This window comes from Actinoplanes sp. NPDC049599, assembly GCF_044465625.1.
Lineage (GTDB): Bacteria > Actinomycetota > Actinomycetes > Mycobacteriales > Micromonosporaceae > Actinoplanes.
Genome location: NZ_JBITLX010000001.1, coordinates 569,412 through 582,206 on the forward strand (window position 1 = coordinate 569,412; position 12,795 = coordinate 582,206).

Sequence of the window (12,795 nt, forward strand, 5' to 3'; positions counted from 1 at the left end):
CCCCGGTCAGTAGATACCCGTCAAGCGGTGCACGGCATTGATCTCGTCCTGCTCATAACCGTCGGCGGCATCCCGCAAGGCGCCGGACAACGCGGTGAAGTTGGCGGCGCCCTCGTTGAGCAGCGTGGCAAGCCGCTGCTGCAGCTGCTGATAAACCTCGGTGAGACCGAGCTGATCAGCGATATAGGAGAAATGCAAGGCACTCAACTCAAGCCGGGCGGCGACGGCAGCCGCATCAACGAGCTTGTCGCTGCCGGCGGCCCAGGTGTCAGCATCCTTGCGCAGGGCTTGAACGGCGGCCTGAATCTGCTGATCCGTCGGTGGCATGCCTACTCCTGTCGAGAATCGTCGGACAGCCCGAGCGTCGCCAACAGGGCGGCGGGGCTGCCGCTGAGCCGGTCCAGATCGGGGAACGGCCACTGGTCGGCGGACTGACGGGCCTGCTCGTCCACCAGGGCGTACCCGTCGGCGACGGCCCTGGTCAATGCGGTGCCGACTGCGCGGCCGTCGGCCTTGGCGGCCCACTCCTCGTCCAGAGTCAGAGCGGTCAGCTCACCCCCGGTCAGGGAGACGGTGACGTGCCCACCGGGGTCGCGACCGCTGGTCACTGCCCGGCTGCGCGCCTGGGCATCCCGCACCACATCGTCCAGCCGGTCGGTGGCGTCCTGAAGCAGGTACCAGAGCCGGCGAATCGACTCGGGTGAGGCCGCACCCGCTGGAACGGTGACTTGCGGGTGGGGCTCATGCGCCGCCTGGGTGCCGGTGTCGGGCCGGCCGATCTCGGCGGCCCAGGTCTCCACCCGGCGTCGGCCGGCCTCCTGATAGGCCGCCAGCACGGCGGCGCCGAGCTCGCCGGGGCTGATCCGGGAACGCCACTGCGGCTCGACCTCAACGGAGGCGATCCGGCCGAGGGCGGCGAGGAGGACGCGCACCTGCTCGGAGGGGTCCCTGCCGGAGGCCTCGGCAGCGGCGGTCTCGGCGGCCTGCAACTTGCCTGCGAGGACTGCGGCATCCCGCTGCAGGTCCCTCAACTCGGGGAAGAAGCCGGGAGGTGCCGCACCGGTTGACTCTGCCACAGAAGAACTCCGAACTCGCCGGACAAGAAGACGCCCACCGTAACGGACCAGCACCGGGGGCCGCTGCCCCGAGCTGCCTCACTGTCCCTACGCCACCTCCGGCCGGAGCCCCGCCGATCTCAACGCCGCCGGCAGTGACAGCGGGGGGTCCCGCTGTCGCGCACATCGATGACCGTACGATCGACCGGCGTCGTATCGACGTCCGATGTGGGGAACTCTCGACAGGAGCAGAAATGGTTCGCGGAATGTCGGGTCTCGGTCGCCGGTTGATGGCGGGAGCCACGGTGGCGGCCACGGTCGCCGGAAGTACGGCGCTGTCGCCGGGCACCGCGCAGTCGGTCGAGCAGAACCACTCGGCTCACCAGGCGCTCGCGGCCTTGGCCGGCGCAGCCCAGGTAACGGTCGGATCCGGCCGGATCGCCCTGAAACAGCCCGCCGACCCCTACCTCGGCAAGATCCTCCCGGGGTCGACCGCCCATGTCACCGGCGTCTACTCGTCGCAGGTCGCCTGGCCGCTGATCGGCATCCACATGGCGCTGCTGCCCAACGGTCACGTGGTCAGCTACGGGACCCCGCCGGGCGAGGCGAAGCACGGCGGCTTCTCCTACGACGACTGGAACCCGGCCACCGGGGTCGGCGCCGGCGCGCACCGGCAGGCGGCGTCCATGCACTCGTACGACGCCTTCTGCAACTCGCTGGAGCGGCTGCCCGACGGCCGGCTACTGATGGTGGGCGGCAACTCCACAACCGCGACCATGATCTACGACCCGGCCACCGGCGAACAGACGATGGGCGCCCAACTCAACCGCCAGCGGTGGTACGCCACGGTGCTGCGCCTGCCCGACGACCGGATGCTGACCCTCGGCGGCGGCAACTCCTACAACGTCAACGCCTACCAGAAGCCGAACGACAACACGACCGTCGCCACCACCCCCGAGATCAGCAACGGGACCGCGGCGTGGACCAGGCTGACCGGCGCGGACAGCACGGTGGCGTTCGGCGCGCGGGACAACCGCTGGTGGTACCCGCGGGCGTACGTCGCGCCGGACGGCAAGGTCTTCGGCGTCTCGTACGACCAGATGTGGAAACTCGACCCTTCCGGTGCGGGCGAGGTCACCTCGCTGGGCACGCTGCCCGTGGCGATCGGCGTCTCCGGCTCCTCGGCGATGTACGCGCCCGGCAAGCTGCTGTTCGCCGGCGGCGGCCAGTACAACAACGGGAGCAGCCAGGTCGCCACCAACCGGGCCACCGTCGTCGACATCAACGGCGCCACCCCGAAAACCGCCGGGACCAGCGCGATGCGGCTCGCCCGTAACTGGCTCAACCTGACGGTCCTGCCCAACGGCGAGGTGCTCTCCAACGGTGGCACCCGGGTCGGCACCCAGTCAGGCGCGGCCAATTCCACGTACGACTCCGAGATCTGGAACCCTGTCACCGGCAAGTGGCGTAACGCCGCCAAGGCGAAGCGGATCCGCAGCTACCACTCCACCGCATTGCTGATGCCGAGCGGTTCGGTGCTGACCGCGGGCGGCGGGGTGCCCGGCCCGGAGGACAACTTCAACGCCGAGATCTACTACCCGCCGTACCTGTTCACCAAGGGCACCGACGGCCGGGTGCGCTGGGCGAACCGGCCGCAGATCACCGGCATCAGCGGCTCGCTGACCTACGGCGGCACGGTGTCGCTCGGCCTCTCCGACAGCCGCAAGCTGTCGTCGCTGTCGCTGATCCGGGCCGCCAGCGTCACCCACTCCTACAACACCGACCAGCGTCGCGTGCCGCTGTCGTTCCGCCAGTCCGGCAACACCGTGACCGCGACGATGCCGGCCAACGCGAACCTGCTGCCGCCCGGCGCGTACCTGCTGTCCGGTGTGGACAGCAAGGGTGTGCCGACTCCGGCGCAGTCGGTCACGATCAAGAGGTCCGGCGCGGGCACGGTCACCGTCTACGAGAAGGACCGCACTGCCGCCGACTTCACCGGCCCGAGCGTGAAGGTGCGCTTCCCGGTCACCGCTGGTTACATCAAGGCGGGCCAGAGTCTCCGTGTCGAGGCCGGTGACGCCAACCGGATCACCGGCACCGAGCTGCTGATCAACGGCAAGCGCCAGCCCTCGCTGCGCTGGGACCCGGCGGCCAAGAACGGTACGGCGACGATGACCGTCCGCGTCTACGACTCTCTGAACAACGTCACGGTGGTCTCCAGGAAAGTGGTCGTCGACAACAAGAAGCCGACCCTGCGGATCACCAGCGCGCCGCCGAAGAACAGCAAACTGAGCACCAAGGTGACCATCAAGGCCACCGCCACGGACAAATCCGGCGTCAACCGGGTCGAGCTGCTGATCGACGGCAAGGTGGTCGCCGTCGACAAGAAGGCCGCCTACCGGCTGGTCCTGAACCCGAAGAAGTACGGCAAGAAGTTCACCATGCGGCTCCGGGCGTACGACCGCGCCGGAAACGTCGTGTACAGCGCGAAGCGCACCTACCGCCGCTGACCTAGGGGGAACGTCTTGAACCGCACCGGCCGCAGTCGCGTCAGCGCTCGCCGTGGGTGCGGTGCTCAAGTCAGGATGGCGTGATGCCTGGCGGCTCGCCGTCAGGCGATGGCTCCTGACGCACGCGCGGCTTCGAAAAGCGCATCGATCCCGGGCTGGTCGCCAGTCAGGACCCGTTCGAGGGGCACCCACCACGTCTGGGTGAAGCCGTCGAATGATCCGCCGACGGACTTGAACACTGCGACCTGCTCGTCAAACGTTGGTTCGCCAGCGTTCCGAATGATCAGGTTGAAGTGAGCGGGCTCGGGAGCGCCGGGTGTCGTCATCACCCGAGGCTGGCGGATGAGCTGTGGCTCTTCAACATCATCATTGGCATGCAGCGCATGCTGTCAACGCCCTGCCGAGGCGTTGACCATGCTGACCCGATGCGGCAAGGCGTACGCCTTGCCGACGTCTTGGCCCACGTCTTCCTTACCTACTGGCCTCCCCTGCCGGCTGTCACTCGGTGGGAACCGCCACATCGACGGCCGGCGCGTGAGCTTCTGAGGGCCGGGAGCTAAGGGTGCGGCCGGTCCAGTTGGGGCAACGCCGGAAGCGGCCTCAGCGTGTTCCCGTGGGAGGGCCGCGGACGGCCGGGACCCTGCCGGACTGGCTGGATCACAACGAGAACGGCCCCGGAGCGCGTTTCCGCAGCTCTCGGGGCCGTTCTTCTGCCTGGTGGCGGGTAGAGGATTCGAACCTCTGTAGCTTTCGCGACGGATTTACAGTCCGCTCCCATTGGCCGCTCGGGCAACCCGCCTGGGCATGCCGCTGCGGTCCCCCGCAGCGACGAAGAACAGGATAGCCATAGCCGCGGTGGCTTTCACAACCGGGTACGGTCGGCATGTCGGGGGCCCCTCGCGGCCCTTCGCGGACATCGATACGTGGCCCACCAGCAGGAGTCTCATCATGGCAGCCAGCCCGTCGTTCGACATCGTCAGCAAGGTCGACGGCCAGGAGGTGGACAACGCCTTCCACCAGGCGGAGAAGGAGCTCGGGACCCGGTTCGACTTCCGGGGGACCGGGACCGTCATCGCCAAGTCGGGGGAGAACGGCGTGACCATCACCTCCGAGACCGAGGAGCGGGCTGTTGCCGCGCTCGACGTCTTCAAGGAGAAGCTGGTCAAGCGGAACATCTCGTTGAAGTCCCTGGAGGCTGAGGACCCGCGGCAGTCCGGGAAGACGTACAAGATCGATTGCAAGGTTGTCGAGGGCATCGAGACCGACAAGGCCAAGGCGATCAGCAAGAAGATCCGGGACGAGGGTCCCAAGGGTGTGCAGGCGCAGATCCAGGGCGACCAGCTGCGGGTCACCGGTAAGAAGCGGGACGACCTGCAGGCGGTCATCGCGCTGCTCAAGGCCGAGGACTTCGGCGTCGCGCTGCAGTTCACCAATTACCGGTAAGGCGGTCGGCGGCGGCGCAGACTGAGGTTCATGGACCTCAGTACGGCGACGCTGCTCGTCGGCGGCGCGATCGGTCTCGCCCTCGCGCTGTTCGGGGTGCGGATGTTGGTCACCGGCCGCGCCCCGGCCGGCACCCTGCGCACCTTCACCGGTGTTCGCCCCGCCGCCCTTTACCACCTGCTGTTCGGCCTGGCCCTGCTGCTCATCGTGGTGGGTCAGGTGCTGTTCACCGGCGTGCCGGGACTGGCCGCGAACGTGTTGGCGGTCATCATGATCGGCGTTGCGCTCGCGCGGTATCGCCCGCGCCGCCGCCGGCCCGTGGATGACGGGCGCACAGGTATATAGAGAGGGAGCGGCACGTGATCGATCCGGTGGTCGACCCCGATTGGGTGCGGGAGCAGGGTGACCGGGTGGTTCTTGCCGACGTCCGCTGGTATCTGGACGGGCGCTCCGGGCGCGCCGCGTACGACTCGGGGCATCTGCCGGGTGCGGTTTTCGTTGATCTCGATCGGTGGCTGGCACGGCCCGGCTCGCCGGCCGACGGCCGGCATCCGTTGCCGGATCCCGAGGTCTTCGCGGCGGGACTGGCCGCGGCGGGCATCGGCGACGACGACACGGTGATCGGGTACGACGACGCCGGCGGCACCGTCGCGGCGCGACTGGTCTGGATGCTGCGCGCCACCGGGCATCAGGCTGCGCTGCTCGACGGCGGGCTGGCCGCGTACCCGGGTGAACTGGTCCGTGATCAGCCGGACCGGCCGCCCGCGGTCTTCACCCCGCGGCCCTGGCCCGCGGAGCGGCTGGCGAGCATCGACGATGCGGCCGGCGGTTCCTTCGTGGTGCTCGACGCTCGCGACGGGGCGCGCTTCCGCGGCGAGACCGAGCCGGTCGATCCGCGGGCGGGGCACATCCCGGGCGCTCGCAGCCTGCCGTGCCGGGAGAATCTCGGTGCGGACGGTCGCTTCCTGCCCGCCGCCGAGCTGCGGGAGCGTTTCGTCTCGGCCGGCGTGCGCGACGGCGCGGAGGTCGTTTCCTACTGCGGTTCGGGGGTGACCGCCTGCCACAACCTGCTCGCCCTGGAACGGGCTGGTCTCGGCCCGGGCCGGCTCTACCCGGGCTCCTGGTCGCCAATACAGCGCGACCGACCGCCCGGCCGCGACCAACTGAGCAGGGCAAGCGCGACAGGCCGCCCGGCGGCGATCGGCTGAGCAGGGCAAGCGCGACAGGCCGCCTGGCGGCGATCGGCTGAGCTGGGCAAGCGCGACAGGCCGCCTGGCGGCGACCGGCTGAGCAGGGCAAGCGCGACAGGCCGCCTGGCGGCGACCGGCTGAGCTGGGGTCCGGACGGGGGCAGGGTCAGTCCGGGCGGCCGGCGAGGCCGCGGGCCGTGTCGGCCTCGGTCGGGTCGAGGCCGACGAAGCCGGTGAGCTCGTGCTGGCGGGCCTGCTCCTCGATCCACCGGTTGTGCGCTTCCCAGGCGGCCTGCTTGCTGGTGCCGAGCGCCGCGCCGATCTGGTTCCAGGAGGCGCCGCTGCCGCGGGCGGAACGGACCATCGCCTGCCGCCCGTAGCCGGCCTTGCGGATGACGACCTCGCTGAGCGCCAGCAGCTCCAGCGTCTCCTCGCGCGACAGCGGCGGGTTGTCGGCGTCGCCGGCCATCGCGGCCAGGGCGTCCCGCATCCTCAGCTCGTCGTAACGCGTTGTGGCGGTGGAGAGCGTGTGCTGTTGCTCCAGTTCGTCAGGAGTGGTCATGAATAGCAGTCTTCCGTCAGGTTCGCCTGACGTCAAGCTGGCCTGACAAACCGAAGTGAATTGCGCTCACTTCTCGCGATAAATCGGGCTCAAAGGCCTCAATTTTGTGGGCTGGAGTTGCATGAACACCTCAGCCGTTCAGTCAAGATTTCGGGATGTGCGGCTCTGACGCGCCATTCGCCGCTGTCTGACGCACTCAGCGTGTGGCACCATCATGGAACCCCACCCCGACTGACACCTCAGTACAGGAGCCATAGATGTCCGCAAAGAAGCTCGGCCGTTTCGCCGCCGGCTTGTTCGTGGCGCTCGGTCTGGCGTTCGGAGGCTCGTTCCTCGCCGCCGCCGGCGGAAGTGGTTCGGCACCCGTTGCTGCCAATTCGGCACCCATCATCGCCGACGCGATGAAGGTCGAGGTGGAGTGGCACTGATGCGGCAGCCCGGCGAGGCGAGCCCGTCATCACGTGTGGAGTTCAGCGACCGGTAGGGGCGTGGGATGTCTGAGCGTCAGTCGCCACCGCGTCGGTCCCCCGAGTACGTCTGGCTGATCACTGGGACCCTGACGGCGCTGGCCGTCGTGTTCAGTGTGCTGCTGGCCGTCCGTCATCCCGGCTGGTCCGACCACTGGCTGGCCGCCCTGCTCGCCCTGCCCTTCTTCATCGTGCTCGGCATCGGGCTGCGCTACGTGCAGATCCGCCGGCACGGGGTGGCCCTCGGCCTGCTCGAGATTCCGCTGGTCATCGGCTTCTACTTCGCGCCGGCCGTGCTCGTGGTGATGGTCAGCGCGACCGCCATGCTCATCAAGCAGTTCCGGCTGAACCGCAAGCCGCCGCCGGACAAGCTGGCCTTCAACGTCGCCCGCGCCGCCGCCGCCGCGGCCACCGCCGGCATCGTGCTCGAGATCCTCCCGCCGATCAACGGCACCGGCCCGATGACCTGGATCGTCCTGGGGGTGGCGGTCACCGTCCACACCCTGGTGACCCTGTTCGCGGTCGCCGCCGTGATGGCGGCCGTGCAGGGTTTGCAGGCCGGTGTGGAGACCATCCGGGTGGGCTGGGTGGCTCTGCTCGCGGCCGAGGTGTGCATCGTCATCGGGCTGGTCTTCACCATCGCGCTGGACACCACGTGGTGGGCCGCCGTGCTGCTCTTCGTGCTCGCCGCGGTGCTGACCCTGGCGTACCGGTCCTACTCGGACTTCCTCCGCCAGCACCACACCCTCGCCGAGCTCTACGAGCTCGCCAACGCCGTGGTCGAGTCCGGTCAGGACGTCACGCTGATCGACTCCCTGCTGGTCCGGGCCCGGGCGCTCATGCAATCCGAGTACGCGACGATCCGGCTGCCCGCCTCGGGCCGCTACCCCGAGGTCCTGCTCACCTCCAAGATCGAGGCGCAGGGTCTGCTCGACTTCAGCCCCACCCCGGCCGCGCTCACCGAGCGGGCCACCGCCGGGCGGCGCAGCGTCGCCGTCGGTTCGCAGATCGCCACCGACCAGGATCTGCTGCCCGTCGTGCGGGAGGCGAAGGTCAAGGACTGCATCGTGGTGCCGCTGCGCTCCGGGCAGGCGGTGATCGGCACGCTGGAGATGGTCAACCGGCTCGGCGACCTCAAGCACTTCACCACCTCGGACGTCCAGGTCGTGGAGACGATCGCCGCGCACGCCGCCGCGGCCGTGGAGAATTCCCGGCTGGTCGAGCGGCTGCGATACGACGCCTACCACGACCGGCTCACCGCGCTGCCCAACCGGCGCCGGGTGATCGACGCGCTCACCGAGGCCGTCAAGATCCGCACCGGTGGTGAGGTGGTGGCGGTCATCCTCTTCGACGTCGACGGGTTGCGCGACGTCAACGAGTCGATGGGCCACGACGCCGGTGACAAGCTGCTCGCCGAGGTGGCCGGGCGGCTGGGCAAGATCGCCGGCCCCGGTGCGCTGGTCGGCCGGATCGGCGGTGACGAGTTCGTGGTCACGCTGCGGGCGGAGAGCACCGAGGAGACCGTACGGCTGGCCACCGAGATGCGGGAGCAGCTGCGTGGCCCGATGGCCGTCGGCACCCTCACCCTGGACGTGGACACCGCCGCCGGTGTCGCCGTGCAGCCGGACCACGGCGACGACCCGGACGCCCTGCTGCGCCGCGCCGAGCTGGCTGCCAACGCGGCCAAGGCGCTGCCGTACGGCGTCCAGCTCTTCCACCCGGCCCTGGAGTCGCGGGCAGTGCGCCGCCTCGGGCTCGCCGCCGATCTGCGCCGGGCGCTGGACTCGGGCCAGCTCGAGGTGCACTTCCAGCCGAAGGTGACCATTCAGGACCGGCACCTGATCGGGGTCGAGTGCCTGGCCCGCTGGCAGCACCCCGCGCACGGCGAGGTCTCCCCGGAAGACTTCGTCGCCGTCGCCGAGCACACCGGCCAGCTGCACCGCCTCACCGAGGTGGTGCTCACCGCGGGCCTGCGGCACTGCCAGGAATGGGCCGACGCCGGCCGGCCGCTCTCCATCGCGGTCAACCTGTCCGCCCGCACCCTGCTGGACCCGCGCTTCCCCGACCAGGTCCACGAGCTGCTGAAGCAGTACCGGGTCCCGCCGCACCAGGTGACCTTCGAGATCTCCGAGCCGAACATGCTCGGCGAGATCGAACGGGCCCTGCCGACGCTGTACCGGCTGCGGGACCTCGGCGTCCGGCTCTCGGTCGACGACTTCGGCACGGGCGCCTCGTCACTGTCCTACCTGCGGCAGCTGCCGGTGCACGAGGTCAAGATCGACGACAGCTTCGTGCAGGGGATGGCGACCGACTCGGGCGACCTGGCCATCGTGCGGGCGGTGATCGGGCTCTCCCGCGAGTTCGGCCTCACCGTGGTCGCCGAGGGCATCGAGAGCGAGCTCACCTTCGACCTGCTGGCCGAGCTCGGCTGTGAGATCGGCCAGGGCTACTTCTTCAGCCGGCCGCTGCCGGTGGAGCGGCTGAACACCTGGCTCAGCGCCCAGACCGAGCCGGAGGAGACCCCCACCGGTGAGGTCCGGCGCCTGCGTGCGGTCGGATGACAACGCTCTGAACTGCGATTTCGCCGCACCGGGGAGGCGATTTCACCTCGGCTGCGGTGCCGTGTAAGCTTCATCCTGCGCATCACGCGAGAGATCGCGCGCGCCCCCTTAGCTCAGTCGGCAGAGCGTCTCCATGGTAAGGAGAAGGTCTACGGTTCGATTCCGTAAGGGGGCTCCAACCGGGTTCTTCCTTCGCCCTCGCCAAGATCGGTGAGGGCGTTCGATCGTGAGCCTGGCGCGGCGGTGTAGCTCAGATGGCAGAGCAAGCGGCTCATAATCGCTGTGTCGCCGGTTCAAGTCCGGCCACCGCTACTCATCCGGGACCCGTCCCGGATGCCGTACGAACCCGGGCATCTGTCCGCCGGTTTTGCATGTCCGCGAGACTTGCGTCTACGCTGGTATGTCGTATGTGAATCCCGTGAGCAGGAAGGCACCCCGCCGTGGCCAAGGCGACCGACGTCCGTCCCAAGATCACCTTGGCGTGTACGGAGTGCAAGGAGCGGAACTACATCACCCGCAAGAACCGCCGTAACGACCCGGACCGCATCGAGCTGAAGAAGTTCTGCCCCCGGGACGGCAAGCACACCCTGCACCGCGAGACCCGCTGATCTTCCGTACCACGGCGTGGCGGTGACCCTCTCGGGGTCGCCGCCACTTCTGTTTACCTCCGGATGTGCCGGCAGGTAGTTTCGGCTCATGCCCCTCGACTCGTCCTTCGTCGGCCGCAGCTGGCCGGCCACCCCGCCCTACCTCGTGGGCCGCGAGAAGATCCGTGAGTTCGCCGCCGCGATCGGCGCCACCGACCCGGAGTACCACGACCCCGAGGCGGCCCGCGCCGCCGGCTATCCGGACGTGGTCGCGCCGCCCACCTTCCCCGTCGTGGTGACCATGGCGGCCAGCCGGCAGATCGTCGCCGACCCCGCCCTCGGCCTGGACTACAGCCGGGTGGTGCACGGCGACCAGAAGTTCGCCTACACCCGTCCGGTGGTGGCCGGCGATTCCCTCGTCTGCGTGAACACGGTGGACGAGATCACCTCCCGGGGCGGTCACGACTTCCTGACCACCCGCACCGAGGTCACCACCGAGGCCGGCGAGCCCGTCGTCACGGTCTGGTCCAAGCTCGTCCAGCGCGGGGAGGAATGATCATGGCTGACGCACTGCCCACCCAGACCTTCCGGGTCACCAGGGCCGACCTGGTGCGCTACTGCGGCGCCTCCGGCGACTTCAACACGATCCACTGGAGCGACCGGATCGCCAAGAGCGTCGGCCTGCCCGGCGTGATCGCCCACGGCATGTACACGATGGCGCTGGCCGGCCGGGCCGTCGCCGTGTGGGCCGGCGCCCCCGACGCGGTCGTGGAGTTCGGCGTGCGGTTCACCCGGCCGGTGCCGGTGCCGGACACCGACGAGGGCACCGAGGTGGTCATCAGTGGGGTGATCAAGGAGGTCACCGACGACGGGCTCACCAAGCTCGAACTCACCGCGACCTGCAACGGCGACAAGGTGCTGTCGCTCGCGAGGGCCACCATCCGCAAGAGGTAGGCCCGGGTTGGGAATCACGCGGACCTACCCGTACACTGGTCCGCCGTGGGGTAGTGAACCCTGCCTTTCGCGCTGCGACGGGCAGGATGCCTCACAAAGGGGTGTAGCTCAATTGGCAGAGCAGCGGTCTCCAAAACCGCAGGCTGCAGGTTCAAGTCCTGTCACCCCTGCGCACCGATCGGCCCAGTAACCGGACCGGCCTCGCGGCCGGTTCGCCCGGCGGCGGGCGGCCGGCTTGACCGACCGCCGCATACGGCGCCGATGCGACACCCCATCGACGACGGAAGAGGGCGGAAGTGGCCGAGAGGAAGCGACCCGGTGACGACGCTGCAGGCGACCGCCCCGAGGACGAGGCCTACACCGACAGCGATCTCCAGGACGACGCTGTCGAGTCGGCCGACGAGCCGGCGAGCCGTGGCGGCGACAAGGCCGAGTCCGGCAGCGTAGCGACCAAGAAGGAAGGCCGGCGCGGTGGCAACCGCATCAGCGGTTTCTTCCGCGAGGTCGTCAGCGAGCTGCGTAAGGTCATCTGGCCGACCCGCAAGGAGCTGCTGACCTACACGGGCGTGGTGATCGCGTTCGTGACCGTGATGACCACGATCGTGGCGCTCCTGGATTACGGGTTCGGCAAGGCCATCCTGGCGTCGTTCGGCAACTGAAGCTGATAGTTACGGAAGTGAGCAAGCGTGCCTGAGTACGACGACGAGACCGCCCTGACCGCCGACGAGCAGTCCGCGGTCGCGACGGCGGAAGACGCCGAGTCGGTCGAGGCCGCCAGCGCAGAGCCAGTCGCCGAGGCGGAAGCCCCGGAGGCGGACGAGAACTACGACCCGGTCGCGGAGCTGCGGCAGAAGCTGCGGTACGCCCCGGGCGACTGGTACGTGGTGCACTCGTACGCCGGCTACGAGAACAAGGTCAAGACCAACCTCGAGACCCGGATCACCAGCCTCGACATGGAGGAGTTCATCTTCCAGGTCGAGGTGCCGACCCGCGAAGAGGTCGAGGTCAAGAACGGCAAGCGCCTCCAGGTGCAGAACAAGGTCTTCCCCGGCTACATCCTGGTCCGGATGGATCTCACCCCCGAGTCGTACTCGTGCGTGCGCAACACGCCCGGCGTGACCGGCTTCGTGGGTGCCACCGACCGGGTGGACCGGCCGGCGCCGCTCTCGCTCGACGAGGTGCTCAAGTGGCTCGCCCCGGCCGTCGAGGCCGAGGAGAAGAAGGCCAAGCCGGAGATCCGCGTGCTGGACTTCGAGGTCGGCGACTCGGTCACCGTCACGGACGGCGCATTCGCGTCGCTGCCGGCCTCGATCAGTGAAATCAACGCCGACCAGCAGAAGTTGAAGGTGCTGGTCTCCATCTTCGGTCGCGAGACGCCGGTGGAGCTCAACTTCAACCAGGTCGCCAAGATCTGACAACGACAGCAGTCGTGGGAGGGGCGCGAACAGCGCGCCCCGCCATCTACCA

General features: G+C 69.0%; 15 protein-coding genes and 4 tRNA genes. 14 read left to right on the forward strand and 5 right to left on the reverse strand.

Going from position 1 to position 12,795, the window contains the following annotated elements; genetic code table 11:
- Positions 1–6: 6 nt before the first annotated feature.
- Entirely contained in the window at positions 7–327 is a 321-nt protein-coding gene (locus tag ACIBQZ_RS02675; protein WP_396086694.1) for a hypothetical protein, read from the reverse strand.
- Between the two features lie 2 nt (positions 328–329).
- Positions 330–1,076 carry a hypothetical protein gene (locus tag ACIBQZ_RS02680; RefSeq protein ID WP_396086695.1) on the reverse strand — a complete coding sequence of 249 codons (747 nt, stop codon included), beginning with the start codon at positions 1,074–1,076 and terminating at the stop codon, positions 330–332.
- 245 nt (positions 1,077–1,321) lie between these two features.
- On the opposite strand from ACIBQZ_RS02680, the gene ACIBQZ_RS02685 reads away from it, so the two are divergent.
- Complete coding sequence (locus ACIBQZ_RS02685; protein WP_396086696.1) at positions 1,322–3,565, forward strand: galactose oxidase-like domain-containing protein; 2,244 nt, start codon at positions 1,322–1,324, stop codon at positions 3,563–3,565.
- A 101-nt stretch (positions 3,566–3,666) separates the two neighbouring features.
- Here the strand turns inward: ACIBQZ_RS02685 and ACIBQZ_RS02690 are convergent, their stop codons facing one another.
- Together ACIBQZ_RS02690 and ACIBQZ_RS02695 are read right to left on the reverse strand one after the other, a co-directional pair.
- Positions 3,667–3,891, reverse strand: a complete 225-nt coding sequence (locus ACIBQZ_RS02690) for a hypothetical protein (protein WP_396086697.1) — start codon at positions 3,889–3,891, stop codon at positions 3,667–3,669.
- A 389-nt stretch (positions 3,892–4,280) separates the two neighbouring features.
- Positions 4,281–4,364: transfer RNA gene (locus ACIBQZ_RS02695), tRNA-Tyr, on the reverse strand.
- A 149-nt stretch (positions 4,365–4,513) separates the two neighbouring features.
- On the opposite strand from ACIBQZ_RS02695, the gene ACIBQZ_RS02700 reads away from it, so the two are divergent.
- The 3 genes from ACIBQZ_RS02700 to ACIBQZ_RS02710 are packed head-to-tail and all read left to right on the forward strand — an operon-like array spanning position 4,514 to position 6,216.
- Positions 4,514–5,008 carry a YajQ family cyclic di-GMP-binding protein gene (locus ACIBQZ_RS02700; RefSeq protein WP_396086698.1) on the forward strand — a complete coding sequence of 165 codons (495 nt, stop codon included), beginning with the start codon at positions 4,514–4,516 and terminating at the stop codon, positions 5,006–5,008.
- A 30-nt stretch (positions 5,009–5,038) separates the two neighbouring features.
- The gene (locus tag ACIBQZ_RS02705; RefSeq protein WP_396086699.1) at positions 5,039–5,353 is read left to right on the forward strand and encodes a hypothetical protein; all 315 of its coding nucleotides are present in this window, start codon (positions 5,039–5,041) and stop codon (positions 5,351–5,353) included.
- A 14-nt stretch (positions 5,354–5,367) separates the two neighbouring features.
- Positions 5,368–6,216, forward strand: a complete 849-nt coding sequence (locus tag ACIBQZ_RS02710; protein ID WP_396086700.1) for a sulfurtransferase — start codon at positions 5,368–5,370, stop codon at positions 6,214–6,216.
- 147 nt (positions 6,217–6,363) lie between these two features.
- Here the strand turns inward: ACIBQZ_RS02710 and ACIBQZ_RS02715 are convergent, their stop codons facing one another.
- Complete coding sequence (locus ACIBQZ_RS02715) at positions 6,364–6,759, reverse strand: hypothetical protein (RefSeq protein WP_396086701.1); 396 nt, start codon at positions 6,757–6,759, stop codon at positions 6,364–6,366.
- 257 nt (positions 6,760–7,016) lie between these two features.
- Between ACIBQZ_RS02715 and ACIBQZ_RS02720 the strand changes: the two genes are divergently transcribed.
- The 10 genes from ACIBQZ_RS02720 (at position 7,017) to nusG (ending at position 12,743) form a co-directional block, all read left to right on the forward strand.
- Complete coding sequence (locus ACIBQZ_RS02720) at positions 7,017–7,187, forward strand: hypothetical protein (protein WP_396086702.1); 171 nt, start codon at positions 7,017–7,019, stop codon at positions 7,185–7,187.
- A 65-nt stretch (positions 7,188–7,252) separates the two neighbouring features.
- On the forward strand, positions 7,253–9,787 hold the full coding sequence (locus tag ACIBQZ_RS02725; protein ID WP_396086703.1) for a putative bifunctional diguanylate cyclase/phosphodiesterase: 2,535 nt from the start codon (positions 7,253–7,255) through the stop codon (positions 9,785–9,787).
- Between the two features lie 102 nt (positions 9,788–9,889).
- Positions 9,890–9,965 (forward strand) — tRNA-Thr (locus ACIBQZ_RS02730).
- Between the two features lie 61 nt (positions 9,966–10,026).
- Positions 10,027–10,099 (forward strand) — tRNA-Met (locus ACIBQZ_RS02735).
- A gap of 128 nt (positions 10,100–10,227) precedes the next feature.
- Positions 10,228–10,395 carry a 50S ribosomal protein L33 gene (rpmG, locus tag ACIBQZ_RS02740; RefSeq protein ID WP_067495822.1) on the forward strand — a complete coding sequence of 56 codons (168 nt, stop codon included), beginning with the start codon at positions 10,228–10,230 and terminating at the stop codon, positions 10,393–10,395.
- Between the two features lie 88 nt (positions 10,396–10,483).
- Entirely contained in the window at positions 10,484–10,930 is a 447-nt protein-coding gene (locus ACIBQZ_RS02745; protein ID WP_396086704.1) for a MaoC family dehydratase N-terminal domain-containing protein, read from the forward strand.
- A 2-nt stretch (positions 10,931–10,932) separates the two neighbouring features.
- On the forward strand, positions 10,933–11,328 hold the full coding sequence (locus ACIBQZ_RS02750; protein WP_396086705.1) for a MaoC/PaaZ C-terminal domain-containing protein: 396 nt from the start codon (positions 10,933–10,935) through the stop codon (positions 11,326–11,328).
- A 97-nt stretch (positions 11,329–11,425) separates the two neighbouring features.
- Positions 11,426–11,498, forward strand: a tRNA-Trp gene (locus tag ACIBQZ_RS02755).
- Between the two features lie 126 nt (positions 11,499–11,624).
- Complete coding sequence (secE, locus tag ACIBQZ_RS02760) at positions 11,625–11,987, forward strand: preprotein translocase subunit SecE (RefSeq protein WP_396086706.1); 363 nt, start codon at positions 11,625–11,627, stop codon at positions 11,985–11,987.
- 27 nt (positions 11,988–12,014) lie between these two features.
- On the forward strand, positions 12,015–12,743 hold the full coding sequence (nusG, locus tag ACIBQZ_RS02765) for a transcription termination/antitermination protein NusG (protein ID WP_396086707.1): 729 nt from the start codon (positions 12,015–12,017) through the stop codon (positions 12,741–12,743).
- Positions 12,744–12,795 lie beyond the last annotated feature (52 nt).

What these genes read in the sequence shown, in the direction of transcription:
- ACIBQZ_RS02750 (WP_396086705.1), top strand. Translation starts at nt 10,933, where the DNA reads ATGGCTGACGCACTGCCCACCCAGACCTTCCGGGTCACCAGGGCCGAC.
- ACIBQZ_RS02690 (WP_396086697.1), bottom strand. Translation starts at nt 3,891, where the DNA reads ATGACGACACCCGGCGCTCCCGAGCCCGCTCACTTCAACCTGATCATT.
- ACIBQZ_RS02720 (WP_396086702.1), top strand. Translation starts at nt 7,017, where the DNA reads ATGTCCGCAAAGAAGCTCGGCCGTTTCGCCGCCGGCTTGTTCGTGGCG.
- ACIBQZ_RS02715 (WP_396086701.1), bottom strand. Translation starts at nt 6,759, where the DNA reads ATGACCACTCCTGACGAACTGGAGCAACAGCACACGCTCTCCACCGCC.
- ACIBQZ_RS02725 (WP_396086703.1), top strand. Translation starts at nt 7,253, where the DNA reads ATGTCTGAGCGTCAGTCGCCACCGCGTCGGTCCCCCGAGTACGTCTGG.
- ACIBQZ_RS02745 (WP_396086704.1), top strand. Translation starts at nt 10,484, where the DNA reads ATGCCCCTCGACTCGTCCTTCGTCGGCCGCAGCTGGCCGGCCACCCCG.
- ACIBQZ_RS02685 (WP_396086696.1), top strand. Translation starts at nt 1,322, where the DNA reads ATGTCGGGTCTCGGTCGCCGGTTGATGGCGGGAGCCACGGTGGCGGCC.
- ACIBQZ_RS02700 (WP_396086698.1), top strand. Translation starts at nt 4,514, where the DNA reads ATGGCAGCCAGCCCGTCGTTCGACATCGTCAGCAAGGTCGACGGCCAG.
- ACIBQZ_RS02705 (WP_396086699.1), top strand. Translation starts at nt 5,039, where the DNA reads ATGGACCTCAGTACGGCGACGCTGCTCGTCGGCGGCGCGATCGGTCTC.
- ACIBQZ_RS02675 (WP_396086694.1), bottom strand. Translation starts at nt 327, where the DNA reads ATGCCACCGACGGATCAGCAGATTCAGGCCGCCGTTCAAGCCCTGCGC.